The organism is Mesoflavibacter sp. CH_XMU1404-2 (assembly GCF_037029465.1).
Lineage (GTDB): Bacteria > Bacteroidota > Bacteroidia > Flavobacteriales > Flavobacteriaceae > Mesoflavibacter.
This window is the reverse complement of the sequence record NZ_JAYMEM010000006.1, coordinates 203774-230237: the sequence shown is the minus strand read 5'-3', so window position 1 is coordinate 230237 and position 26464 is coordinate 203774. Positions and strand designations below refer to the sequence as shown.

Below are 26464 nucleotides of genomic sequence, written 5' to 3'. Positions count from 1 at the left end.
ATTTTTAGATTTCTGCTTTCGCAGAAATTTTAGCAGCATCCGCCACCATCGTAATGGAAGGTAGATTCGCTAATAAAAATATCATCTCTGCCAAGACTAGCTAAAGCACCAGCAGTTTTGTCGCAAATTGCCAATGGTTGGTTTTTTAATAAAACGTGACCAGCTTTATCGTCAAAATAATCCTCTTCACCATAATAAATAGCTGCTTTACCAGTAAAAATGCAAGGTCCATCTGCAGGCATTGGATCTTTTATAGCGGCAACTTCTATAGATTCTATATAGATTAGCTCGTCTGTTGGGTAATGTTTTGGGTCTAAAATACGGTATGGTTTTCTGGCTCTAATTTCGATAGTTCCAAAACCAGCATCGGTTAAAGCTTTTACATACTCAGCAATTGGTAAACTACCACTTAAGCAAAGTGCACGTAATCTTTCGTCGTTACGTAACGTATCATTCATTGGTTGCTCACAAGTTGGATCACTCATAACTAAACGACCATGAGGTTTTAAAACACGGTACATTTCGTCTATTGCTTTTTTCAATTCTTCAGCTTTAAAAATATTGAATAAGCAATTTTGAGCTGCAACATCAATGCTGTTATCTTCAACAGGTAAATGTAAAGCGTCACCTTTTTTAAGATCTACAAATTCACTTTTAAACCAAGCGTTTTGTGCTTCGGCTTCTTTAAAGTTTTTACGAGAAGCGTCTAACATTTCATCTACAACATCTACACCGATAACGCCATTTTTTTGACGAGAAAAATAAGCGAATTGCAGTAACTCCATTCCGCCACCAACACCAACATAAAGTATTTTTGGACTGTTAGTTAAATCTCGAGGATGAACGGTTGATCCGCAACCATAATTCATCTCTTGCATAATTTTTGGGATTTTTAATCCTGGTAATTCCCATATAGGATTTGTAGTACAACATAAGCCAACATCTGGTGTAAGTGCTGCTTCTTTGTAAACGTCTTTTGTGGTGTTTAAGTAACTCATAATTTCAGTATGCAGTGGGCAGTATTTAGTATTCAGTGTCAGTTTTGAATGCAAACTTTCTGTTAAATACTACCAACTATTAAAGTGTTTCTATTAATTCTTTAAATAAAGTAATCATATCTGGTTCGGCTTTATTTGCCATAGCTATGATTTCTTGTATATCTACAGGTTTTAAATTTTTTGGATCACATTCGTCTGTTAATACAGATACAGCAGCAACTTTTAAATTTAAGTGATTAGCGACAATAACTTCTGGCACTGTACTCATCCCAACAGCATCTGCGCCAATAGTTTTTAACATTCGGTATTCGGCGCGAGTTTCTAACTGCGGACCAACAACACTTGCATAAACACCTTCGTGTAATGTGATATTGTGTTTTTGGGCAATGTTTTTTATCTTTTTGTTAATCTCTAAATTGTAAGGAGCGCTCATATCTACAAAACGTTCTCCTAAAGCTTCTACTCCTTGAAAAGCTAATGGCGAACTACCTTGTAAGTTAATATGATCGTCGATTAGCATAATTTCACCTTTTTTGAAATTTAAATTTATGGCACCAGCTGCGTTTGAAACTAATAATGTGTGAATACCTAGTTTTTCCATAATTCTTACTGGATAGGTCACATCTTGAAGTGTGTAGCCTTCATAAATATGAAATCGTCCTTGCATTACCACTACTTTTTTTCCAGAAAGTTTACCAAAGATTAATTTGCCTTTATGAAATTCGACTGTAGCTGTTGGAAAATGTGGAATGTGATTGTAACTAACCTCTGCGATAGTTTCTAAATGACTAGGTAATTGTCCTAATCCTGTGCCTAAAACAATACCAATTTCTGGTTGGTCAAATCCTTTATCTTTTAAATAATCTACAGTTTTATTAATGTATTTTATCATGGTTTAATTAATGCTTTTAAATCGTTATATTTTTTTATGTCATCATAAACGTCAATATCGTTTAAGGTGTCTAACAAAAATACGTTTTCTTGTTCTAAATTATCTAAAGTTTCTTTTAAAACGCTGCTAGTTCCCCAGTTTTTATTTTGAAATAATTTAGCGTGAAATTTTTTCATTCCTAACAAATAATAACCACCATCTTCGGCAGGTCCAAGCACGACGTCATTATTTTTTAACACCTCAAACGCTTGGTTAATGTGTTCTGTTTTTAAGTCGTAAAGGTCACTACCAACTATGATTATTTTTTGATATTCACTTTTAAAACCGTTTTTAAAAGCGTTCGCCATTCTTTCGCCTAAATCTTCGCCGTTTTGTTGGTGTTTTTGATAAATATTGCTGTCCCAAATATCGTTTTCTCTAATTTTTACAGAGTAATAGACTGCTTTGTCGCAGCTTAATGGTCTTAAAACACTTTCGGTATGTTTTAATAATTTTTTATATATCGCTAATGCTGAAGGATTGCCAATAGTTTTTGCTAATCTGGTTTTTACTTTTCCTAATTCTGGATTTCTTGTGAATGTTATGATGAGGTTTTTTTGTTGCATTAATATACTTTTTCGCCTTTAATTAGCCATATAGCCCAATCTTTGTCGTAAACATGAACTTTTTCAGTTTCTTTTTCTTTTAAATCAAAGACTTGAAAATTATTGTTTTTCCACTCAAAAATACCACCATACAAATTGAAAACATTGGTGTAACCTTCATCTTTTAATTGCTGAGCAATTTTTGCAGATCGTACCCCAATAGAGCAATACACGACAATCATTTCAGTTTTATCAGGAAAAAGTTGAGTTGTTTTTTTGAGATTGAAATTTTCAAAACCCACAAAAAAAGCATTTTTCAGATGACTTATATTATACTCTTCAACGCTTCTGGCATCCAAAATTTTAGCTTTGGTTTTTGGCATAGCTAACTCTTGTACACTAATGTAAGGTATATCAGAACGATTGTGTTTTTTTAATACGTCATCTAAAGTTTTTTGAGCAAAACTTTGAAATCCAATTAAGACAAATATGTATAAAAAAACCGTTTTCATTTTTAAGCTACAGTACCTTGACAACTGCTTCCTGCACCAGCAGTACAACCATAACAATGTTGAGAAATTATGATATCTCTGTTTTGTAAAACTTCTTCATTATAGTTGCTAATATGTTTGGTTTTACTAGCGACTTTTAAATCTAGCATTTGATTAAAATCGCAGTCGTATAAATAACCATCCCAACTTACAGATAGTGTATTTGTGCACATTACATTTGCTACTGCTGAAGGATTAAATGCATCTACCAAAGCGTACATGTAATCTTCATAATTTTCACTAGCAATTAGGAAATCTAAAAAGCGGCTAATAGGTAAATTAGTGATAGCAAATAAATTATGAAATTGAATACCAAAATCTTCAAGCAAAGCCTTTTTAAAATCTTTTTCCATTGCAGCTTGATTAGCCGGTAAGAAAGCGCCAGATGGATTATAAACTAAATCTAATTTTAGATTGCTGTCTGGCATACCATATCCAACTGCATTTAAATCTTTTAGAGCTTGTATGGATTGATCAAAAACACCTTCGCCACGTTGTTTATCTGTTTTTCCTCTTGTCCAGTGTGGCATTGACGATACTACATGTACGTTATGTTTTTTAAAGAACTCTGGTAAATCGTGATATTTTTTATTAGCTCGAATAATAGTTAAGTTAGAGCGAACAATAAAATCTTTAATTCCTACTTTAGCTGCCTCTTCTACAAACCATCTAAAATTAGGATTCATTTCTGGTGCGCCACCAGTAAGGTCTAATGTATGTGCACCAGTTGTTTTTATAACGCCTAAGCATTGCTGCATAGTTTCTTTCGTCATAATTTCCTTTCGATCTGGTCCAGCGTCTACATGGCAATGCTCGCAAACTTGGTTACACATATATCCTACATTAATTTGTAAGATTTCTAAAGGTTTTGGTTTAAGAGGAAATTGATTGCTTTCGGCAATTTTATCTTTAAAAGTAGGTAATTCGCCATTTGCAAAAATACCATTAGATAAAATCTCTAGTTGTTTATTGGTTTTAGCTAATTCACTATCGCGTTTATGTAAAGATTGTGTTTTTAATTTAGACATAAATTAACCTTCTAATTTATTCACTTTATTCATCATTTGAACGCCATGTACTAAAGAGGCGCCGCCACGAATTGCACCTGCAACATGTAAGGCTTCCATCATTTCTTTTTTAGTAATCCCGCGTTGTAAACCATCGCCAGTGTAAGCGTCTATGCAATATGGACATTGAATTGTATGAGCAACTGCTAGGGCTATTAATGATTTTTCTCTTTCAGAAAGTGCGCCTTCTTGAAAAACAGAATTATAATAATCGAAAAATTTAGTACCAAGCTCTTCGTTCCAGTCAGAGATTTTACCAAATTTTCTTAAATCAGCAGGATCGTAATAAGTTTTTGACATAATTGGTGTTTATAATAGTTACGAAAAAAGTGAAAATACGGTTTTATGTCGAGAAAAATAGGAGCATATTACAAAATGTAAGAATTATTTGAGACTTGTTTATTTTTCTTACATCTTTTTCTATATTTAGGACAACTAAACAAACTGCTTTATGTCAACCGATATCCCTTTAATTGCTGGAATAATAGCTTCTGCTTTACACGTTGTTTCTGGTCCAGATCATCTAGCAGCAGTAACGCCAATTGCTTTAGAAACAAGATCTAAAGTATGGAAAATTGGCTTTTTTTGGGGATTTGGTCATTTGTTAGGTATGCTAATTATTGGCTTACTATTTTTAGCCTTTAAGGAAGCTATTCCTGTTGAAATGATTTCGGAACACAGCGAACAATTAGTTGCTATTGTGCTAGTTGGTATCGGTTTATGGTCTTTGTATAAGCTATTTTACAAAGAACAAATTAGCAAAAGACCGCATATTCATACTCACGATGATGATGTGTATTTGCACACGCACGAAGCCAATCACCAAAACGGAAAGCATACCACACAAACAAAAAAGAAGCAAATGTCCTCTTTTAGTATTGGTGTATTACACGGTTTGGCTGGTGTTGCTCATTTTTTATTATTATTACCAGCTTTAGGTTTTGAAAGTGCTACTGAAAGTGTTCAATACATCTTTGGTTTTGCTATTGGAACAGTTGTCTCGATGAGTGTTTATACCTTTATTTTAGGTAGCTTAACCAAAGGAAGTCAAGGCAATCTTTCAATCTTAAAAATGATTAGACTTGCTGGTGGTTTGTTTGCCTTAATCGTCGGAATTTACTGGCTGTATTTAAGTCTGTAAATCGGCAATGACCAAACGGTGATTTCCTGTATCGGCTAAAAACAATTTATCTTCAAACGTAGTAATTGAAAAAGGCCAATAAATAGCACTTTGCGTTCCTGTTAAGTTTCCTTTGTACTCGCTACTTGTGTTAAAATCTGGTCTTCCAATTAAAAAATCCGCAGTTTCGTTGTTCTTTTTTGGTAAGTTTTTAAATCCTAAAACACGACTGTTTCCTGTATCGTTGACCAATAAACCGTCTTTGTAAAAACAAGCATCATAAGTCCAATTCAAGGTGTTAGCTTCTGGTGCTAATCTAAATTGATTTTGTCCGCAAGCATCAAAATTATCTTGTCCAATAATAAGATTTGCTCGATTTTTAAAAGCGTCTTTCCAGTTATTCCAAACTAATACACGGTAAAATTGAGTGTCAGCAACAGCCATTTCACCTTTAGCATTTATTTTAACTGAATAAGGCCAAATAGGATCTTGATTTTCATAATCTCTGGTATCAAAATCTGGTTTCCCGATAATATTATCTGCTTTCGCGAAATTGTCTTTAGGGATTTCATTGTAAAATAAAATACGTCTGTTTCCTGTATCTGCAATCCAAAGTTTTTCGCCATCAGAAAACACGCCATAAGGCCAATTTAAGGTTTGCGATGTTGGATTTGCCGCTTGACCTTTAACATTAGGTTGGTTAGTTTCAAAATTTGGTTGCCCTAAAACCACATCTGCAGGTTGCGCATTTTGGGTTGGTATTTGGTGCCAAATCAACACACGATGATTCCATGCATCTCCAACAATTAATTTTTTTCCGTCGCTCCAAATTCCAGAAGGATAATGCAAGGTTTTTGAAGACACATTGGCGTTTTGATTTCGACCAGAATCTTCAATCGCTTCTTGACCTAAAATTACATCAGGTTCGGCAAATTCTGTAGTTGGAATGGTGTTCCAAATAAAGACTCTGTTTTGCCCAGTATCTGAAACAAACAACATATTATTTGCAACAAAAACGCCTCTTGGTGCTAAAAAAGGTTTGGTTTTAGAACCCTTAAACGTGTAAGCGTTTTTCACGCAATTACCTAAAGTGCTGTAATCCATTTTAGCAAATTCTTGGAAGTTGTTCGCCAGGTAACATACTAATCACACGTTTGCCACCAATAGCACTTTCTAAAATGACTTGTTTTGGATGCGTTTCTACAACTTGACCAATAATTTTGGCATCTTTACCGTTTTCGTCTTTCTGAAGTTCGGCTAAAATTTGATCTGCATTGTCTTCGGAAACGAAGCTTAAAAACAAACCTTCGTTAGCCACGTATAAAGGATCAAGACCTAACAATTCGCAAGCACTTGCCACTTGAGTTTCAATAGGAATGTCTCTTTGAAAAACATCAATTCCGAGATTAACTTGTTTAGCAATTTCATTTAAAACAGTTGCAACGCCACCACGAGTTGGATCGGTTACCAGATGAATATCACTACCAAACTTTTCAATTAAATTTAAAATAGAATAGTTAAGGTTTGTAGTATCGCTTTCTATTTGAGATTCAAATTCTAAACCTTCACGAACAGACATAATAGCCATTCCATGGGAAGCGACATTGCCGCTAACAATAATTTTATCACCAACTTTTATGTTTTTCGCGCTAATATTTGCTTTTGGATGAATGTTACCAACACCAGAAGTATTAATGAAAATTTTATCACCTTTTCCTTTTTCAACCACTTTAGTATCGCCAGTTACCACTTGTACGCCAGCTTTTTCACAAGCAAATTTTATAGACACTAAAATTTCCCAAAATTCAGTCATTTTTAAGCCTTCTTCAATAATGAAACTTAAGGATAAATATTTTGGGATTGCGCCACACATAGCCAAATCGTTAACGGTTCCGTTAACTGCTAATTCGCCAATATTTCCACCAGGAAAAAAGATTGGGCTTACTAAAAAGCTATCTGTAGAAAAGGCTGTTTTTCCTTCTAAATTAAGAAAAGCACCATCATGACGCTCGTTTAAAATGTCATTTTGTAAGATATCGAAAACGCCACTGTCAAGTAATTTATTGGTTAAAACGCCACCGCTTCCGTGACCAAGTGTAATGACATCAAAGTCTAACTTTGGCATAGGACATTGCAGTTGCATTTTTAGGTTTTTTGATTGAGACATAGTTAGTTTAATTTAGGCTTCTACCATTCCTGAAAAATGATAATAAGCAGCGCAAGCACCTTCGCTACTTACCATTGGCGCACCAAGCGGATTTGTAGGTTTACATTTTTTACCAAATTGCGCACATTCAAAAGGTTTTTTGATGCCTTTCATAATTTGACCAGAGATACATTCTGGATTTTCTGGTACTTCTTCAATATCAATTTCAAATTTTTTAATCGCATCAAATTGCGCGTACTTTTCTTTGATACCGTAACCGCTTTCAGGAATTTCACCAATACCACGCCACGTTTGATTTTGAATTTCAAAAACTTCATAAATCATATGTTGAGCGTTAGGATTTCCTTCTTCTTTAACAATTCTAGAATATTGATTTTCTACTTGCGCTTTGTGCTGTTCTAATTGACGAATAACCATTAAAATACCTTGTAATACATCTAAAGGTTCAAAACCTGTAACTACAATTGGTACTTTGAATTCTTCAGAAAGAGGATGATATTCCGCATTTCCCATAATGGTACAAACGTGTCCAGCAGCTAAAAAACCATCAATTTTGCTTTCTTCATCGTTAATTACCGCTTTCATTGCTGGTGGTACTAACACGTGAGAAGCTAAAATGGAATAATTTTTAAGGTTTTTTCTATGCGCGTGAACAACCGATAAAGCGTTTGCAGGTGCTGTAGTTTCAAAACCAACAGCAAAAAACACGACTTCTTTATCTGGATTATCTTCGGCAATTTTTACAGCTTCTAAAGGCGAATATAAAATACGCACATCACCACCTTCGGCTTTGGCTTCGAGTAAACTTTTTTTAGAACCAGGAACGCGCAACATATCTCCAAAAGAGCATAAAATCACATTTTCTTGCAACGCCAAATGCACTGCTTTGTCAATTAATCGTAATGGCGTTACGCAAACAGGACAACCAGGTCCGTGAATCATAGTGACTTCTTTTGGAAGCATTTCTATAATTCCGTTTTTAACCAAACTGTGCGTTTGTCCGCCACAAACTTCCATAATCGACCACGGTTGTGTTACGGTGTTTTTTATTTCTTCAAGATACTGTTTTGCTAATTCAGGATCTCGGTATTCTGACATATACTTCATAAGCTATTCCTTTTTTGGTAGGTAATCATCAACGTCTTCAAGTTCACCTAATTCGCCAATTTCCTCTAAATATTTAAAGGTTTTTTGGGCTTCTTCCTCGTTAACTTTACTAATAGCAACACCAACGTGTACCAACACGTAATCGCCAATATTGGCGTCCGGTAACATTTCTAAACTCGCTTCTTTTACAATACCACCAAAAGAAATTTTTGCCATTCTTACGGTATCGTTGTGTTGCATTTCTATGCTTTTAATTTGTCCAGGTACAGCTAAACACATAATTTAATTTTTACAATGTTGATAATACATCAATTGTCCAAATGAGATATTCTCATCGTTAGGAGACAATTTACAATTAATTTTCAAAACAATATTGGATTTTTCTGTCATTTCTGAAAGCATTTTGACCAAAACTGAATTCTGAAAAACGCCACCGCTACACGCAATGGTTTTTATATTTTCCTTTTCTGAAATTTTTATGATTGAAAGCGCTAGCGTATAAATAAAACTAGCCGCTAATTTGTTTGTTTTTTCACCTTTTTTTAGATAAAAATGAATGTTTTCTATTATTTTTTTAGATGAAAGTGAAGCTTCACCTTCTAAATAATCGATATAATTTTTGTTTGGATAGGTTGAAGCACAATGTTCTAAAAGCATACTAGCTTCGGCTTCAAAAGTGTTATTATCGCAAAGATTTAAAAGACTTGAAACCGCATCAAATAATCGTCCTACGGATGAAGTTTTTAAAGTGTTATTTTTAAGCGTTTTGCTGTAAATTTTAAATTCGGTTTCAGTGAATTTATCTTTAATTGAAGTTTTATCTTCTATCAAGCTCAATAAACTCAATCTTGGCTCTTTAGCCATTTTATCATTGGCTATCCAATCAAAATACTCAAAATGTGTTAAGCGATTTATAGTATTGTTTTGATAGGTGAAAAATTCGCCGCCCCAAATTTGATTATCGTCACCTAATCCAGTGCCATCCCAAATGATACCTAATATTTTTTCTTTTGAATCGAACAATTGATACTCGCCTAAAACACTTGCAAAATGGGCTTTGTGATGCTGAATTTTATAAACTTCAGCATTGAATTTTTCAGCTAAATCATTACCTAAAACAGAACTTTGATATTGCGAATGTGCATCTACTAAAATCACTTTTGGTGTTATATTAAAAACACCTAAATATTGGTTGGTGGTATTTTGGTAGCGACCAAATACCTCAAAACTATCCAAGTTGCCAAAGTATTGCGATGTGTAGCAATTTTGGTTTGGAAGTAGGGTAAAGGTGCTTTTTAAATGTGCGCCCATTGCCAGAATAGGTGTTTCAAAAGCTGTATTAATGTCTAAAAAACTTGGTGCCATTCCGCGAGAACGACGTAAAATAAGTTGTTTGTTATTAGCAAATCGAACAACAGAATCGTCTTGCGGAAATTCGATATCCAAATTATGATTTAAAATAAAATCATACACTTGATTTAGCTTTGAAATAGCCTCATCATTTTCTGAAATAATAGGCGATTTATGAATATTTCCGCTAGTGGCAACTATAGGTTTATTAAATGTTTTGCTGATTAAATACAACAGCGCAGAAGATGGTAGCATCACACCAGTTTGATCTAAATTTGGTGCAATTGCATTGGTGGCAATGGTCGTGTTTTTACTGTTTTTTAAAATGACAATTGGCGCAATGTTAGATTGTAGTGCTTCAAGTTCTTGGGTTGAGCAGACAAACTCATTTGCAACGTTTTCAATGTTAGGATATAATACTGCAAACGGTTTGTTTGGTCGTTGTTTACGTTGGCGTAATTGGTTTATGGTTTCAATGTTAGTAGCGTCGCAACACAGTAAATAACCGTTCGTGTTTTTTATGGCGATGATATTACCTTGCTCTAGTTTACTGACAACAGTTTCAATGACTTTTGATTTGTTGATTTCAATAGTATTATTCTTGTTATCTAAAAATTCTAATTGAATACCACAAGTTGCGCAACTGTTAGTTTGGGAATGAAATCTATTGTTTGTTGGATTACTATATTCTTTCAAACACACAGCACACATTTCAAATTTTGAAATGGATGTATTATGCCTTTCAAAAGGATATTTTTTTGTGATAGAATAACGCGGACCGCATTGTGTGCACGTTGTAAATACATAATTGTACCTTCGGTTTTTAGTGTCTAAAACTTCAGTTTTACAACTGTCGCAAATAGCAAAATCTGGTGTAAGTGGAATGTTGATTTCATCTTTAGTTTCATTTAAAATAATATCGAAACTATCAAATGTTTTAGAAGTGATTTCTTCAATTGAAGTTTGTGTAATTACAGCAACTTTAGAATGATTTTTTTTTATTTCAACTAGAAAATTTTCAGCTTTATGTCTTTCAGAATTGATAAAAATAAGCACACCATTTTGGTTGTTACTAACTGAACCTTTTAACCCAAGTTTTTGGGCAAGATTAAAAACAAAAGGACGAAATCCAACACCTTGGACTCGTCCATTAATTTGTATTTTAAAGGTTTTAGACAAGGATTAAGCTTCTTTTTTTTGCTTCACTTTTTCTAATAACCAATCGCACCAAGCATCAATACCTTCTTCGGTTAAAGATGAAATTTGAATGACTTCCAACTCGTGATTAACCTCGCGTGCATCTTTGGTCACAGCTTCTACCGAAAATGGTAAATACGGTAACAAATCTGCTTTTGAAACCAACATCATATCACTGGTTAAAAACATACGTGGATATTTTTTTGGTTTGTCATCACCTTCAGTTGTTGCCATAAGTGTTACGCGGTAATCTTCACCTAAATCAAATGACGCAGGACAAACCAAGTTACCTACATTTTCTATGAATAAAAGGTCTGTGTTTTCTAAATCAAATTGATCTAAAACTTGATGAATCATTTGCGCCTCTAAGTGGCAGATTCCGCCAGTTACAATTTGTAATGCATGGATACCTGTTTGTCTAATGCGTTCTGCATCACGCTCGGTTTCAAGATCGCCAACCATTACCGCAATTTTGATTTTGTCTTTAAGTTTTTCGGCAGTTTTTTGCATTAAGGTGGTTTTTCCACTACCTGCAGAAGAGGTAATATTGACTAAAAGCGTTTTGTGTTTAGCCATTTCCTTTTTAATGATATCTGCCACAAAATCGTTAGCTTTCAGTAAGTTAAGATTTGTGTTCTCGCATTGTACAGTTCCGCGAGCTGCTTTTGTTGATTTTTCTATGCTCATAACTTTTTAGTCTTCAAATTCTACTTTATGGATTAACATTTCTTGACCTTGAATCAGGTTTTTGCTAGGTCGTTCGCAATTTTCGCAAATAAACCGATAGTTTTTAACTTCTGTTACATGATTGCAAACGTCGCATTTAATTTTTATGTCTACAGACTCAATATGCAAGCCAACATTACTGTATTCTGGATGCGTTAAATGATAAGCGCTGTAGGCATTGTGCAACAATCTAGGTTCTATGTTTGATAAAATGCCAACTTTAAGATGTATGGCTTTCATCTTATTTAGTTTTTCTTGCTCAAACTCCATTTCAAGAGTTTTCATAATGCTATTTACTATGGATGTTTCGTGCATTATAAAACGGATTTTAGAGATTCTATTTTTTCTTCGTGAAAGGCAACTTTTTCTAACATTGAAGCATTAGTTGTTAGCTGTTTAACTTCGTCTAATTTGCTTTTCATTTTATTTATTTTGTTGATTTCGTCTTCGCTATTTTCGTTGTTTAATAACCAATATAATTCTATTTGATTGATTAATGTTGAAGCACGTTCAAACGGGAAATTTTCAGCAGTTCTTACACTTAAAGCTTCGTTAAACAATCCATTAGCTTTGTCAAAGTTGCTATGCAATTTCGCTTCGGGAAAGTTGATTAATGCAGTTGCGTAATTATGACTGACCATCGCATACTCATAAGGAAATCGCTCTTTAGTGAAATATGCCAAAGCTTCTTTAAAAGATGAGGCACAAAAGGCTGTCCACATTGGTTTTTCTTCTGGCGATACAGGAATTTCTGAATAAATTAATGCCATATTATGATGGATTTCGGCAAATTTATCAGGATGCGTATCGCGTTTAAACACCTTTAAAGTATCTTGATAAGCATTAATTGCAGCTTTGTAATATTGCGGTTGCCCATTTTTACTCCACGTGTATAATAATGTGGCTTTTCGTAAGCTAGCTTCACCTAAAAATTCAGGAATATCAGCTTCTTTAAAGTATAAAATGGCTTTGTTGATGTAGTCTTTAGATAGGATGAAATCTTCTTTGTAATTCGCAATTTCTGAAGCGTCAATTAAAAGTAAGCCAGCTTGAATTTTTAGGTCTTTAGCTTCATAAAATGAAATTGCTTCTTCAAATAAAGTTGAAATTTGTTCTAAAGCATCAGTGTTAAAAGGTACTTTAAGTTGTTGCATCATTGCTGTTGCTAACTGAACTTTTAAGGCATTTTTAGCTTCTTCTGAAAGTTGGTTTTCTAGCATTGATTTCGCTAAACTTTCGGCTTTATCATATTGTTGAATATCAATTAATAAATTGATGTAATGTTTAGCTGAAAAGGCTTTTAGTTCAATGTCTTCTGCTGAATGTATTGCATCGTCGTAAGCTTCCATTAATTCAGAAAGCTGAAAGCGATTTTCATAATTTCCGTATTGATGAACAACACATAAATTGTGCTTTGAGTTATTGATGTTTTGATATAAATCTTCAGAAATCTCGTAACCAAACTGAATGTTGGTTGCAGTTAGAATATTTTTGTAAACTTCAGTGTCTTCTGTTAAATATTCAAACGCCTTTTGATGATTTCCTAAAGTGTAAAATACAAAAGCAAGTAAGTTATTTTGGGTGAAATCAGCTTTTGGAAGTATAAAAGGTGGTTGCATATCAAACCAATCTAATGGTTTTGTTATGCAGTTATCTTCTACAATTAAAAGGTTTAAATCGTTTGTGTTTTCTGTTGAAATTGAAACAAGTTCTTCTAATCTGTCAACAGATTTTATAGCTTGTTCAACTTCGTTTTTATGATTAGTTGTTGTTAAAATTGTAATCATCTTTGTTTACTTTTTGTGTGCCTCTAACGTCTTTTGCTGCGTTTTGCTGCATATACATTGCACCAATTTCTGCTAATCTTTTTGATCTATAATCGCCAATAGTTTGAATAAGAATATGGTTTGGGTCTTTGGTGTCTATAAACACTAAAGATACTTGCCATCTACCTTTAACGTACTCGATTTTGCTTTGTACTTCGGCATCTAGCAACCATTTACTGTCCTTATTGGTACTCATAATCTTATTTTCAAAAGTTCTGTTTTTTCTATTAATTCATAATCTAAATCACGATCGTGAATTGGTAAATCGTTGTCAATTAAAATTTCTCTAATGGCAACGGTTTTATCACCAATTAAGTTACGAGATTTTAATAAAAATTGTGATGGTTTTTTATTCATTTTTACAAACCATTGACTTGTAATTGGTGTGATTAATAATTGTTTTTGTTCTGTGTTATATGCTGCATAAACATATTCAACATTACTAAAAACCTGTTCTACAAGTTGATGATTGATGTATAGATGTTCTGATTTAAGATGAAGCATTAGTTTACAGCAATTTCTAATTCTTTTAAAATAAGATTAACTACTTTGTCGCCAGCTTCTTTAACAGGTTGGCTCAATTCTACTTCTAATCTTGTGTTTTCTACAGCAATTAAATATACCGTAATATCTTTAGGATACTCGTCTTGCATTATTTTTTTTGCATAGGATAATGCTTGATCCCATTTCATTCCGTGAAGAAAAACCATTGGATCTTCTTCTGGTGCGCGCAACACTTCTTCTGCAGGTACTTTAAAAAGTGTACCATTAGGCTCGTTAGTGTTGATTACTGCATCTACAATGATGATTTTATTGTGACCTTTTAGTCCGAAAAGCACTTCAAAAGCAGCTGTTCCCATATCAAAAACACTAATATTGTCTGTGTCTTTTATATGTTTTTGAATTTCTTCAATAACATAAATACCAATAGCATCATCACTTCTAACAGGATTACCAAATCCCATGATAGCTGTTTTCATAGTTGAAATTTTTTAGGAATATAAAATATGAAAACCTGCCAAATTATTAAATCTGACAGGTTTGAAATTCAATAATTTATAAATTCTAGATTTTGAATTTTGATAACTCTACACCACTTTGTTCATCGTGAGCGTGTACAGTACAAACTAAACACGAATCAAAGGAACGTGCTACGATACCAACTTCAACTGGATCTGAAGGATCTTCAATTTCAGTATCAACTAAAGCAGCTTCAATTGGTCCAGGATTGCCTTCGGCATCGTTTGGTCCAACATTCCATGTTGTTGGTGCCATAACTTGATAGTTTTTAATGACGCCATCTTTAATTTCTACCCAGTGTGCTAAAGAACCACGTGCAGCTTCTGTTGCTCCAAAACCTTTGCCGTCTTTTTCAACTGGTTTGATATAGAATTCGCCATCTAAATCAATTTCAGATAACCATTGGTCTATTAATTTGTATAATCTAGGCGCTTCATGTACACGAGCCAAAACTCTTGTAAATACACTAGCTCCACCTAATTTTCTGTAAGCGTCAATAAAGAAAGGATCTTTAATTTGATGGTCTAAATTATTAGGATTACCATTCATTAAACAACGAGCGATTGGTCCTGCTTCTACTGCATGACCATCGTATCTTGGTGCTTTAGACCATGAGTATTGACCGTCGAAATCTGAATCGTGTAACGTTTGTGATTTTGCAGGTGTTGGTAATGGCTCGTCCCAAGGGTGTAAACCGTCTTCTTGATCATTATACCAAGAATGCTTAACGTGTTCACTAACTTTTAAGTGGTCAAATTCATGCCAATTTTCACCATCAAAAAATCCGCTAGAACTAATTAAAGCTTTATTACGACCTTCGATAGTTGGGTGATTGTATAAGTCTTTATGTAGATATGTACCGAATGCTAAGAATTTTTCAACGCCTTTTCCAAAACCGTCTAAGCCAAACTCTAATCCAGCTCTAATATAAAGACCTAAGTCACTATTTTTATGAGAATCGCTTTCTTCTAACCAAGCAAGCATATCATCCCAAGATTTAATCTCTAAATAACGCTCAATAGTACAACCTAACCAAACTGGCTCTAACCAGTCGTTTTTAAATTGTGCCATAATAGCGTGTGCTCTAGTCACATCTTTTAATGTTGGTGCACACATAACTCCTCCAGGAACCATGTAACTTGAGTGTGGCCACTGTCCGCCAAATAAAGCGTATACCTGAACAGGTAAACCACTTGCTGTTAAACCTATTTGGAATGTTTTTCCAACATAAGCAGACCAACGTTTTACTACTTCTTTATAAAGTGGTTTGTCTGCATATTTTTTGTTTGCTAAATCTGTCGCAAAAATAGCGTAGAACCATCTAGGTATACTTTGAATAGTTTCTGTAGCTTGACCAATTGCTCTTAATAAAAGTGCGTTTGGTGTAAGCTCTGTTCCCCAAGCGGTATCTAATGCAGAAGATGCGCAATATAAATGCGATCCACCACAAATACCACAAATACGAGGTGTTACTATAAGTCCGGATTGCGGATCTTTACCTTCCATAATTTTTTCAAAGCCTCTAAACATAGCGGCTTGAGTATGTGCTCGTGTAACTTTACCGTTGTCGATATAAACTTTTACATCTAAATCGCCTTCTACACGACCAACAGGTGATATATTTAATTCTTTAACTGACATTTCTTTGAGTTTAGTTGTTAGTTTTATTTAGAAGACTCCATTATAGGATGATTTTTAGGCATCACTTTTTGGAATCCAGCCTCTAAGTAATAAGCTAATTTTGTTCTTCCTGTAGGAACTTCTTTAGGTAATACGCCTAAGTATTTCATAGTATTAAACACGCTTCCTTTTTTCAAGTCATGATGCGGGAAACCTGGTTCTGTACATCCTAAACAAGGATGGTTAGAACGAGTCTTACTAGATTGTCTGTTCCAAAGGATGTTATTACAACTAGCTCTAGTCATTGGTCCTCTACAACCAACTTCGTAGAATAAACAACCACCTCTTTTTCCAAAGTTACCATCTACTTTTTGAGCAAAGTTGGTAACATTGGTACAACCATCTTGCACAAAGTTTGTAAAGAAAGTTTTAGGTCTGTGGAAATCATCAATTTTTACATCTCCAATTCTTCCTACAGCAATTGCAACAAGAATTTGAGTAATCCAATCTGGATGCGCTGGGCAACCAGGAATATTAATTACAGGTAAACCACCTTTAGATACATAATTAGCACCTAAAAAGCCACCTTTTTCTTTTTTGTGAAATTGTAAACCGGTTGATTCACTTGGGTTTGGTGGAACTGCAGGAATTCCTCCCCAAGTTGCACAGTCGCCAACAGCTACTACATATCCAGCTACTTCAGAAAGTTCTTTAATCCAGTCTTTCATTGGGCGATCTGCAAAGAAGTTCATAGAACCAGTTCCGTTAGGTCCTTCTATTAAGGAACCTTCGTAAACTAAAATGTCCATTTGAACTTTACCAGCAATAATATCTTTTAATAAGTCTTGAACCTGGTCACCTATTTGTAATCCTGTAGTAGGATGCCATAGGATATTTAGACCAAAATCTGTAATTAGTTCAACCACAGTCGGTTCTTCAGCGTTAAGAAAGGACATAGTGTTACCACTACATGCGCCTCCTTGTAACCATAAAACATTTGCCATGAGAGTGAGTTTAGTTTATTGTTAGTTTAGTTTATAGCATCCTAATATATAGCGAATTATTTACTTTTTTAAGTAAAATACTACAAATGATCTAAAAATCAGCCTATTTATTTTAATTCTAAATAATGTTAACGCTTTGTTAAAATGAAGTTTTTAAGTCGGGAAATGAGAGTTTTACAAGAAATGAAAGTGTATAAAACCAAAAAACCCGAACAATTTGTTCGGGTTTTTAGTGGTGGTGCCTCCAGTACTATTATTATCCTTTTCAAATCATTGTGTTTTTTATCAAAACCTTTGTTAGTGTCAGTAAATAAGGGATTTTTATCGTTTCTGCATATAGGTTTTTATTAAGAAAATCATTAATAAATATTTCTTATTTGCACCCTATTTTACACCCTTTTTTTGTATCTTCATATTAAAGAAGCTATTATGAATACTACATTTACAAGAACCAAAGGGAAAGTTAGATTCGCTTTTAAGGAATCGAATAAGACACTATCAGAAAACAAAAAGCAATTAAGTCTAATATACTTAAATTTCACTTATGGTAATCAAAGGTTTAAATACTCAACAGGGTATAAAAGCTGTTTTGATGATTGGGATTTTAACAAGCAAAGAGTTAAGATTAAAAACAGTATAACAAATAAAGACGAGATAAACACGCATTTAAACGACCTAGAAAGCTTTTTATATGATGAGTATAGTCAATTGTCAAAAGAGCATTCAGAAGTGCCTAAACACCTCTTAAAATACGCTTTAGATGTAAAAACAAATAAGGTAAAAGAGCATAAAGTAAAAAACAAAACAGGTTTGTCTTTTTTTCAAGTGATAGATGAATTTATAAACTCAAAAGAGGGTGAAATTTCAAATATTACTATACGCTCATATAAACAAACCAAAAAGCGATTAGAAGAATACCAAAAGCACTATAAGGAAACTTTAATGTTCGAGTATATTGATATGGATTTTTATAATAAATTCAATCGTTTTATGGAAAGCAATAACTACTCTTTAAATACTATAGGTAAACATATAAAGACTTTAAAAACCTTTTTAAATTATGCGTTAATAGAGGGTTATACAAAAAACCAACGTTTTAAAAGTGACGATTTTAAAGTAAAGAAGGAAATCACAACAGAAATCTATTTAACAGATGATGAAATAAAACAAATGCATAACAAAGATTTGTCTAAGTATCCAGAGCTAGAACATGCAAGAGATGTTTTTTTAATAGGGTGTTACACAGGGCAAAGAATTAGTGATTATAATGGTTTAAAGTCAGAAGATATTGTTAGTGTAAACGGTTACGATTGTTTTAAGATACGTCAGAAAAAAAACAGAAAATACAGTCGCACGGTTCATTGTCCTGTAACAAAAGAGATTAAAGAGATAATGAATAAAAGGCATAACGGTAAACCACCTAAAAAAATAGCAGAGCAAGATTTAAACGATTACATTAAGCAAGTAGGGCAAATGCTAGAATGGAATGATTTAGTTAAATGCGAGTTTACAAAAGGTGGTGTTTTTCAAACAGAAATGATACCTAAATACAATTTAATAGCATCACATACAGCAAGACGTAGTTTTTGCAGTAATAAATATAAGGCAGGTATGAATGTATTCGATATTATGCTTTTTAGCGGTCATACTACAGAAAAAGAATTTTATAAGTATATTAGAATCAAAAATGAAGAAAGAGCTTCTCATATCATTAAAAGCGGTTTCTTTAATGTTTAAATTCTAATTAATGGAAGACAGTTACTATTTCGATAGGTTTTGTAATATTCTTAGTGATGAAGTCATTTTAAAAACATCTACAGCTTACGGTGTTTCTAGAACACTTAAAACACTTCTAAAAGAAATACAGTCAGAAGTATTAAAAAAACTCTTTAACTTAAAAGAGGGTAAAAACGATTATTTAGATTATCTCATAAATGAAGTCGAAAAACAAGATTATATTAAAGAAATCCATTTTAAAAATATTCAAAAATGGTTAGATGAATATAATACTACGCTTGAAGAATTAGAAGAACTTGATCATAGTAAACCAATAGCTAAAGTTTTAGATGCTCATTACAATGATATGGTTCCGTATTCTCCAGAAAAGGATAAAGCGTTTTTATTGCAAAGTGATTTTTTAAACTATTATTGTTTGACATACGCAAATAAGTTAATAATGTTTTTAAAGTCAAAAAGGAACACAGATTCTAAAAAATCAAATGATATGACTAATATAAATATCAAACCTTTTAAGGATGAATATCTAATAACTTTTTGTAAAGAAATTAGTGATGAAAGAGCTGTAAAACAAAACGCCTTTATGCAGTTATATGATAATGGTATAACACATTTTACACCTTATTTAGAATCAGAAATTACCGAAAACTTATTAATCTTAGATAAGGATAAAAAAGAAGATTATTTAAACTACGTAATTGGCAAGATTAGTAAAACACCTTATGCTAATATTTCAGAAGATATAATTAGTCAACATATAAAAGAATACGGAGTTGATATAAATGAGTTTCCAAAATTTAATAATAAAGAATTAAATATAGCATTAAAAACCTATTATCAAGGTATGCCACACATGACACATCAAGAACAGCATAATTTATTATCTATACAAATAGACTTTTATTGCTACGCTTGTATGTTAGAAGCACAAAAAATTATACAATTTGCTAATTCTAAAAAATTAACTACAGATAAAACACAAGCAAATACAAAACAATCTCCTAATAAAGCAAAACAATTATCCATAAATCAAATTGTCTTATTACTGCAAGAAATAGGTTTCTTTACGCATCCAAAAATAGAAAGAGCATCAAAAGTTAAACAATCAGAATTAATAAGTTTAATCGTTGGTCTTAATGATAAAAATATAAAAACAGCTATCCAGAAGTTAGATAAGAAACCTAGTGAATTAGGCGTAAACTACCAAAAAGATATTGACAAAATTGATGAGCTTTTAGATAAAATGGTGTAGGGTTGGAGTATCCTTTGGAGTTACTCCAATACATTAAAAACGATTAAAGCTAAATAGTTTTGTACCATCGAATAATTAAAAATTTAAACGATGGAACAAAGTAAAATCACACAAGTATTTGGTATTACACCAACACAATTAAAAGAAGACATCTTATCAGATGTAAGAGCAGAGTTAAAACAACTTTCTAAAAACTTCCAACCTGTAAAACCTACAGAGTATTTAACGCGTAAAGAGGCTGCAAAAATCCTTAAAGTATCATTAGTTACTTTAACAGATTGGAATAAAAAAGGCATCTTAAACCCTTACAGGTTAGGTAATCTAATAAGGTATAAACGTACCGAATTAGAACAAGCATTAATCAGAATTAATAACCAAAACAAGTAAGATATGTCAAAATTTCAACACCCATTTAACGATAGTTTAAATAAAATAACACAACGATTAGATCAATTGTTAAAACTTCAAAATCTAAAACAAAATTCAAATCCAGAGTATGTAATTTTTGATAATTCAGAAATCATGCAACTATTTAAAATAAGCTCTAAAACAGCCTCTAATTGGAGGGAAGAAGGTATTTTACCTTACGTACAGATTAAGGCTAAAATCTATTACAAGCTATCAGATTTACAAAAAGTAATAGACGATAATTATAATTCAAATAAAAAAAAAGAAATGTAAATAGTGTTAGTGTTCCTATAGAGTTTTTTATAAATGCACAGGAACAAAGATATTCTAACAATTTAAAGCTATTTATACTCTTAAAGTTATTACATCCATACGGTAAGATAAAATTAGAAAATCAAGAAATCTTATTTATTAGTTACTTAGAAAAAGTAAGTAGTAAAACTTTAAAAAACCGACTTCAATTTTTAATAGATAAACAATGGTTGGTGTATAACTCTAAAACTAAATTTTATAGCATCAAATCATTTGATAAAATAAGAATAGAAAATAATTGGGAAGTAAGACTAGCATGTAAAGTAGATTATAATAATTATACAGAAATTAAAGCTATAACAGGAGCGGTAATTTATGGTTATCTCCATAAAGATTTTTGGAGAAAAGTTAAGAAGCAAAAAAGCGTACAGTTAAAGGGAAGTACCTATCATTTTTTGTCTCCTAAGTTTAACTATAAAGAACAACCAGCTCCTGTTTCTGTTAATGGAGTAGAAGCACTTTTTGATATGTCTAAAGCAACTGCATCTAGATTAAAAAATTTAGCTTATAATAAAGGTTTAATTTATCTTAAAAAAAACTATTCTAAAACAAAAGTTAATAAACAATCTATGTTACATTGGCTAAAATATAACGATAAAACACCTAATCTAGTCTATAAAGATAAAGGGTATCGTTTACAAGGTATTGATACTGTTTTCCCTCTTTTTTATTTTACTAAGCGTAAATCTCTGTAAACATAAATAAAGGGAATATATACTCATTTACTAAACCATATAGTAATACATAAACTATATATAATAATAAATACAACGAAGATATATTCTAAATCAATATATATTTATATTTTTAAACATTAAACTAAAAGCTATTAATGTCATTATATCAACCATCAGTATTAAAACACTATTTAAAATTACAAGATAGTGAAGCTATAAATAAAGCTTATTCTAAATATAAAAAGTACTTTCTAAATCCTACAATACAAGATAATATACGTAGCTCTAAAGAAGAAGAATATCAAGGTATATTCCTTACAGAGCTATTTGTAAATGTATTAGATTATACACTTAAACCAAAAGCTAACTTTAATCTTGTAGCAGAGTATAAAAACCAAAACAATGCACGTAAAGCAGATGGTGCAATATTAGATAACGATATTGCTATTGGTGTTATAGAATTAAAGGGTACTAACACTAAAGATTTAGAAAGCATACGTAAACAGGCATTCGATTATAAAGCTAATCAAAAAGGATGCGTGTATGTTATAACCTCTAACTTTGAAAAACTAAGGTTTTACATTAACGATGCAACCGAGTTTGAAGAGTTTAACCTATTCGAGCTTACACCAGAGCGTTTTGAGTTATTATACATCTGTTTACAAAAAGACAATGTATTAAATAACACACCTCTAAAAATTAAAGAGCAGTCTGTTGTAGAAGAAGAACAAATCACAAAGCAATTCTATAAAGACTATTCACTATTTAAACGAGAGCTATTTAGAGACCTCGTAAAACGCAATGCAAGTAAATTAAAAAACTTACGTCATTCTGAACTTGTTTCAGAATCTCATCAAACAGAAGAAGAAAAAGCAGAACTTTTAAAACTAGAAAAAAACGTTAAGCTAACACTATTTAAAAAATCACAAAAATTAATAGACCGTTACCTGTTTATTTTCTTTGCAGAAGATAGAGGGTTACTACCACCAAATAGCACACAACAAATATTAGACAAGTGGAAAGCAGATGTAGATTTTGGAGACGATAGACCGCTTTACGTACTATTTAAACAATACTTTAACTTTTTAGATACAGGAAGAGCAGGAACAACCAAAAGAGCCGAAATATACGCATATAACGGTGGTTTATTTAAAGAAGATAAAACCTTAGATAGCTTAGATATAGATAGCGATTTATTATACAAACACACCAGTAAATTAGCAGCTTACGATTTTGAGAGTCAAGTAGATGTAAACATACTAGGTCATATCTTCGAAAACTCTTTAAACGAAATAGAAAGTGTTAATGCAGAAATTGAAGGTGCAGACTTCGATAAACAAAAATCAAAACGTAAAAAAGATGGTGTATTCTACACTCCTAAATACATAACAAAATATATTGTAGAAAATACTGTTGGTAAACTTTGTGAAGAAAAGAAAACCGAGCTAGGCTTTAAAGAAGAAGAATATTTTAAAGGGCGTAAGAATAGACAAAAAGCTACCATTACCAAATTAGTAGATATTTTAGATACCTATCGTAATTGGTTACTACAACTAACTATTTGCGATCCTGCATGTGGCTCTGGTGCATTCCTTAATCAAGCTTTAAACTTTTTAATTGCAGAGCACCAATATATAGATGAGCTTAAAACCAAAGTATTAGGTGGTGGTTTACAATTCCCTGATATAGAAAATACCATACTAGAAAACAACATTTATGGTGTAGATTTAAACGAAGAGTCTGTAGAGATAGCCAAACTATCACTTTGGTTACGTACCGCACAACCAAGACGAAAACTAAACGATTTAAGTAGCAATATTAAATGTGGTAACTCTTTAATAGATAGCAAAGCGGTTGCAGGAGATAAGGCTTTTAATTGGGAAACTCAATTTCCTAAAGTATTTGAAAAAGGTGGGTTTGATGTGATTATTGGGAATCCGCCTTATGTGCAAAATAGTAAAGATTACTTTTCAAAATACATAACATTTAAATGCTCTGACTTATATGCTTACTTTTATGAAAAGGGTACTAATTTACTTAAATCATCAGGTTATTTAGGGTTTATTACACCTAGTTCTTTTCTAACTAATATAGGATTCAAAAGTCTTAGAGATTTCTTGTTGAAATATAAAATAGAAGTTATAATTGATTTAGGTGAAAATGTCTTTGCAGATGCTTCAGTTGATTCGGGTATTTTAATTTTAAATAATCAAAATACAATAGATAATAATGTAGTTTCAGTAGCTTCAAAAGATTTTAATTTCCAAGAAATAGAGCAATCTATTTTTGGGACTTTAGAAGGTAATATGTTTAATATTTACTTAAAACCAGCTCATTTGAAATTGTCAAAAAAAATAGAAAAAAAATCAATTCTTTTATCCGAATTAGTAAACTTTTCAAGAGGTGTTGAATTTGGTTTTAAAAGTGAAAATGTTTCTGATATAAAAACAGAACAATTTCCTTACCCCATAATTTGTGGTGGAGACCTTTCAAGAAATGTAATTAATTATCAAGATAAATATGTTAATTATAATAAGGAAGATTTAAAAATTTATAAACCTAAATCTATTTATACAGAAGAGAAAATACTAATTAGAAGAATTGGTAATGACATTATTAGTTGTTATGACGATACAGGTCTTTTCAATGTTTGTGATGTTTATAATGTACAGTTAAAAAATAAGATAGATATAGACTTGAAGTTTATTTCCATTTTAATTAACAGTAAATTGATAAATTTATATTTTGAAACAAAATTTAAAACAGTAAAAAAGCTATTTCCAAAAATTCCAATACAATACCTAAAACTTATTCCTGTAGTTCTACCATCAAAATTAAAGGAGAACACATTTGTAAAAACCGCTGATTATATTCTGAATTTAAACATACGGCTACTAAAAGTTGTTATAACATTCCAAAAATACCTTACTTCAAAATTTCAATTAGAAAAACTCTCCAAAAAACTACAAAACTGGCACGAGTTAGAGTTTGGAGACTTTATAAAAGAGCTTAATAAAGCCATAAAAGCCAATAACAAACAACGTGTTAAAGATGGTTTAGAAGAAATACCAACCCTAACCAAAAAAGACGAGTTTGAGTGGTTAGACCTCTTTGAAGATAACAAACAAAAAGCACAAGCCTTACAAACCCAAATCAACCAAACCGATAAAGAAATTGATGCTATGGTATATCAACTTTATGGCTTAACTGATGAAGAAATCCAAATTGTTGAGAATAGTTAATTAGGACGAATATGAGTAGTAAGGAATCAAATAAGGATTTTCAGACAGATTGGGCGTTTACAGATGATTTTATAAAACATATTCATATTTCAGAAGCTAAAAGCGGTTTAAATGGATATTACTGTCTAGGTTGCAAAAAAGAAATGCAGGCTGTAAAAGGTCAAATTAGAGAGCACTATTTTAGACATCATGCTAAAGATGTAGATAAAAACAATACAGAATGTGTAGTTGCTAATAGAAAATATAGAGAGCTTATAGCAAGAGATATTCTTCAAAGATTAAGACAATTAAAAGTACCAGCTATATATAAATATCCACCTAAAAATAGTGATGGTGCACCAAACTTACTAGAACAATCAAAGACTATTCAAGCTTTTAGTGTAAAATCAGAATTAACATTTTATGAAGATGAAGAGTGTAATGTAAGATATGGTCAAAATCCAAATATTGAAGAAAGACATTTGTTAATTAGACCTGATATATCATTCTTTAATGAAAAACAAGAACCTATTTTATTGGTAGAATTTGTAGTGACGCATAAAATCGATAATGAAAAACGAGCCAAACTTAAACGTTTAGGTTTAAACACAGTACAAATAATAATACCAAAAAAAAATGAAGAAGAAATAGAAAAAGCATTAAAATCAAGTACAAAAGTTAAATGGGTATATAATGAAGTCGAAGCAAACACCAACTATATTTACACTTCCAAGTCATCTAGTAGCGGAGTATGGGAAATTGATGACGAGCAGAGTAGAATTTTCGAAGAATCTTACAAGTGCAGAGCAAACCAAATTAGCAATCTTATACGATCAGTTAAACGAATTATGGACTCGCAATCGTACAAAAGAGCTGAACACCACTTTGAATCTGAGATATCAAGAGTTGAGAGAGCTACAAAAACAGAAAGACAGGAATTGGAACGATTGGAAAGAGAATTTGAGAGTCAAGTACGAGAAGAATTTGAACAAAGATTACACGACTTTAAATCAGATGAAAGTAATTTTCAAAGAAACCGTAAAGATTTGGAAGAAAGATATCTTAAAGAAAAAAGCAGACTTGAATCAGCTATTAAAATCGAGTCAGAAAAATTCAAAGGTGAAGATTTCTATAGAGATGCTGAAGCAGAACTTAGAGGACGAATTGAACATAGAAGAAATGAAATTGATAGAGATTCAAGAAGAATTGGATATGATGCAAGCCGAGTTTCAGACGATATCAAACAATTACCAATCCAGTTTGAAGAGTCAAGAGTTCAACTACAAAAAGCTTTTGAATCAAAAGATGGAGAAATTAGAAGAGAGCAACGAGATATTGAATCAGAAATTGAAAACTTTGGAGACTTTGAAAAAGAAGAAATCAGAGAGCTTCAACTTAAGCATGACAAAATTAAAGAAGCAATTATTGAAAGAATTAACAATAAAGATGGCGAAGGAGATGAAGAATTGTCCAAAGGAATTACATCAGTACTTGAAATTAGGAGAATATCAGACAGTTTTGAAGAAAGACAAGCTGCTTACAAAAGATACAAGGCATATCTTGAGTTTGCTAGAGGAGGAACTTGGAAAAAGCAATAAATCTGTAGAATGGTTTCTTGAAACTTTCAA

General features: G+C 32.2%; 27 protein-coding genes. 8 read left to right on the top strand and 19 right to left on the bottom strand.

The genetic code is table 11. The features are described 5' to 3' along the window. Nucleotides 1-29 precede the first annotated feature (29 nt). The 6 genes from arsM to WA327_RS05695 all read right to left on the bottom strand — a co-directional run bounded on the left by arsM (nucleotide 30) and on the right by WA327_RS05695 (nucleotide 4392). On the bottom strand, nucleotides 30-998 hold the full coding sequence (gene arsM, locus WA327_RS05720; RefSeq protein WP_336067458.1) for an arsenosugar biosynthesis arsenite methyltransferase ArsM: 969 nt from the start codon (nucleotides 996-998) through the stop codon (nucleotides 30-32). A 79-nt stretch (nucleotides 999-1077) separates the two neighbouring features. Then, on the bottom strand, nucleotides 1078-1890 hold the full coding sequence (locus tag WA327_RS05715) for a purine-nucleoside phosphorylase (RefSeq protein WP_336067456.1): 813 nt from the start codon (nucleotides 1888-1890) through the stop codon (nucleotides 1078-1080). Further along, complete coding sequence (locus tag WA327_RS05710) at nucleotides 1887-2495, bottom strand: TIGR04282 family arsenosugar biosynthesis glycosyltransferase (protein WP_336067454.1); 609 nt, start codon at nucleotides 2493-2495, stop codon at nucleotides 1887-1889. The genes WA327_RS05715 and WA327_RS05710 overlap by 4 nt, the downstream gene beginning before the upstream one ends. After that, nucleotides 2495-2986 (bottom strand): rhodanese-like domain-containing protein, encoded by a 492-nt coding sequence (locus WA327_RS05705; RefSeq protein ID WP_336067452.1) that lies wholly within the window; start codon nucleotides 2984-2986, stop codon nucleotides 2495-2497. Before WA327_RS05705 ends, WA327_RS05710 begins: the two co-directional genes overlap by 1 nt. Nucleotides 2987-2988: 2 nt before the next feature. Next, the gene (arsS, locus tag WA327_RS05700; protein WP_304141113.1) at nucleotides 2989-4053 is read right to left on the bottom strand and encodes an arsenosugar biosynthesis radical SAM (seleno)protein ArsS; all 1065 of its coding nucleotides are present in this window, start codon (nucleotides 4051-4053) and stop codon (nucleotides 2989-2991) included. Nucleotides 4054-4056: 3 nt separating this feature from the next. Next, nucleotides 4057-4392: an arsenosugar biosynthesis-associated peroxidase-like protein gene (locus WA327_RS05695; protein ID WP_304141111.1), complete on the bottom strand. Its 336-nt coding sequence runs from the start codon at nucleotides 4390-4392 to the stop codon at nucleotides 4057-4059. 151 nt (nucleotides 4393-4543) lie between these two features. Here WA327_RS05695 and WA327_RS05690 point away from each other — a divergent pair, with 151 nt between their 5' ends. After that, nucleotides 4544-5233: a sulfite exporter TauE/SafE family protein gene (locus WA327_RS05690; protein WP_304141109.1), complete on the top strand. Its 690-nt coding sequence runs from the start codon at nucleotides 4544-4546 to the stop codon at nucleotides 5231-5233. Here WA327_RS05690 and WA327_RS05685 read toward each other — a convergent pair. From WA327_RS05685 to WA327_RS05625, 13 genes are all read right to left on the bottom strand, one after another. Next, entirely contained in the window at nucleotides 5222-6316 is a 1095-nt protein-coding gene (locus WA327_RS05685; RefSeq protein ID WP_304141107.1) for a hypothetical protein, read from the bottom strand. The genes WA327_RS05690 and WA327_RS05685 overlap by 12 nt on opposite strands. A 1-nt stretch (nucleotide 6317) precedes the next feature. Then, on the bottom strand, nucleotides 6318-7379 hold the full coding sequence (gene hypE, locus WA327_RS05680) for a hydrogenase expression/formation protein HypE (protein ID WP_304141106.1): 1062 nt from the start codon (nucleotides 7377-7379) through the stop codon (nucleotides 6318-6320). Nucleotides 7380-7391: 12 nt separating this feature from the next. Next, the gene (hypD, locus tag WA327_RS05675; RefSeq protein WP_336067444.1) at nucleotides 7392-8486 is read right to left on the bottom strand and encodes a hydrogenase formation protein HypD; all 1095 of its coding nucleotides are present in this window, start codon (nucleotides 8484-8486) and stop codon (nucleotides 7392-7394) included. A gap of 3 nt (nucleotides 8487-8489) precedes the next feature. Then, on the bottom strand, nucleotides 8490-8765 hold the full coding sequence (locus WA327_RS05670) for a HypC/HybG/HupF family hydrogenase formation chaperone (protein ID WP_336067441.1): 276 nt from the start codon (nucleotides 8763-8765) through the stop codon (nucleotides 8490-8492). 3 nt (nucleotides 8766-8768) lie between these two features. Continuing rightward, the gene (gene hypF / locus WA327_RS05665; protein ID WP_336067438.1) at nucleotides 8769-11015 is read right to left on the bottom strand and encodes a carbamoyltransferase HypF; all 2247 of its coding nucleotides are present in this window, start codon (nucleotides 11013-11015) and stop codon (nucleotides 8769-8771) included. Between the two features lie 3 nt (nucleotides 11016-11018). Continuing rightward, on the bottom strand, nucleotides 11019-11720 hold the full coding sequence (hypB, locus tag WA327_RS05660; RefSeq protein WP_336067435.1) for a hydrogenase nickel incorporation protein HypB: 702 nt from the start codon (nucleotides 11718-11720) through the stop codon (nucleotides 11019-11021). Nucleotides 11721-11726: 6 nt separating this feature from the next. Then, on the bottom strand, nucleotides 11727-12074 hold the full coding sequence (locus WA327_RS05655; protein WP_336067432.1) for a hydrogenase maturation nickel metallochaperone HypA: 348 nt from the start codon (nucleotides 12072-12074) through the stop codon (nucleotides 11727-11729). Then, a complete protein-coding gene (locus WA327_RS05650; protein ID WP_336067430.1) occupies nucleotides 12074-13546 on the bottom strand; it encodes a hypothetical protein in 1473 nt (490 codons plus the stop codon). Before WA327_RS05650 ends, WA327_RS05655 begins: the two co-directional genes overlap by 1 nt. Then, the gene (locus tag WA327_RS05645; RefSeq protein WP_336067427.1) at nucleotides 13521-13781 is read right to left on the bottom strand and encodes a hypothetical protein; all 261 of its coding nucleotides are present in this window, start codon (nucleotides 13779-13781) and stop codon (nucleotides 13521-13523) included. The genes WA327_RS05650 and WA327_RS05645 overlap by 26 nt, the downstream gene beginning before the upstream one ends. Further along, nucleotides 13778-14089 (bottom strand): hypothetical protein, encoded by a 312-nt coding sequence (locus WA327_RS05640; RefSeq protein WP_336067425.1) that lies wholly within the window; start codon nucleotides 14087-14089, stop codon nucleotides 13778-13780. The genes WA327_RS05645 and WA327_RS05640 overlap by 4 nt, the downstream gene beginning before the upstream one ends. Next, entirely contained in the window at nucleotides 14089-14565 is a 477-nt protein-coding gene (locus WA327_RS05635) for a hydrogenase maturation protease (RefSeq protein ID WP_336067423.1), read from the bottom strand. Before WA327_RS05635 ends, WA327_RS05640 begins: the two co-directional genes overlap by 1 nt. A gap of 85 nt (nucleotides 14566-14650) precedes the next feature. Next, nucleotides 14651-16246, bottom strand: a complete 1596-nt coding sequence (locus WA327_RS05630) for a nickel-dependent hydrogenase large subunit (RefSeq protein WP_336067420.1) — start codon at nucleotides 16244-16246, stop codon at nucleotides 14651-14653. 23 nt (nucleotides 16247-16269) lie between these two features. Beyond that, a complete protein-coding gene (locus WA327_RS05625) occupies nucleotides 16270-17229 on the bottom strand; it encodes a hypothetical protein (RefSeq protein ID WP_336067418.1) in 960 nt (319 codons plus the stop codon). 429 nt (nucleotides 17230-17658) lie between these two features. Here WA327_RS05625 and WA327_RS05620 point away from each other — a divergent pair, with 429 nt between their 5' ends. The 7 genes from WA327_RS05620 (at nucleotide 17659) to WA327_RS05590 (ending at nucleotide 26434) form a co-directional block, all read left to right on the top strand. Next, on the top strand, nucleotides 17659-18966 hold the full coding sequence (locus tag WA327_RS05620) for a site-specific integrase (protein ID WP_336067416.1): 1308 nt from the start codon (nucleotides 17659-17661) through the stop codon (nucleotides 18964-18966). A 10-nt stretch (nucleotides 18967-18976) separates the two neighbouring features. Then, complete coding sequence (locus tag WA327_RS05615) at nucleotides 18977-20218, top strand: hypothetical protein (protein WP_336067415.1); 1242 nt, start codon at nucleotides 18977-18979, stop codon at nucleotides 20216-20218. A 90-nt stretch (nucleotides 20219-20308) separates the two neighbouring features. Beyond that, entirely contained in the window at nucleotides 20309-20605 is a 297-nt protein-coding gene (locus tag WA327_RS05610) for a helix-turn-helix domain-containing protein (RefSeq protein ID WP_336067412.1), read from the top strand. Nucleotides 20606-20608: 3 nt separating this feature from the next. Continuing rightward, on the top strand, nucleotides 20609-20899 hold the full coding sequence (locus WA327_RS05605; protein ID WP_336067409.1) for a helix-turn-helix domain-containing protein: 291 nt from the start codon (nucleotides 20609-20611) through the stop codon (nucleotides 20897-20899). A gap of 212 nt (nucleotides 20900-21111) precedes the next feature. Continuing rightward, entirely contained in the window at nucleotides 21112-21633 is a 522-nt protein-coding gene (locus WA327_RS05600; RefSeq protein ID WP_336067406.1) for a hypothetical protein, read from the top strand. 137 nt (nucleotides 21634-21770) lie between these two features. Next, nucleotides 21771-24857: an Eco57I restriction-modification methylase domain-containing protein gene (locus WA327_RS05595; protein WP_336067403.1), complete on the top strand. Its 3087-nt coding sequence runs from the start codon at nucleotides 21771-21773 to the stop codon at nucleotides 24855-24857. 11 nt (nucleotides 24858-24868) lie between these two features. Next, on the top strand, nucleotides 24869-26434 hold the full coding sequence (locus WA327_RS05590) for a hypothetical protein (RefSeq protein WP_336067399.1): 1566 nt from the start codon (nucleotides 24869-24871) through the stop codon (nucleotides 26432-26434). The last annotated feature ends 30 nt before the right edge of the window (nucleotides 26435-26464 follow it).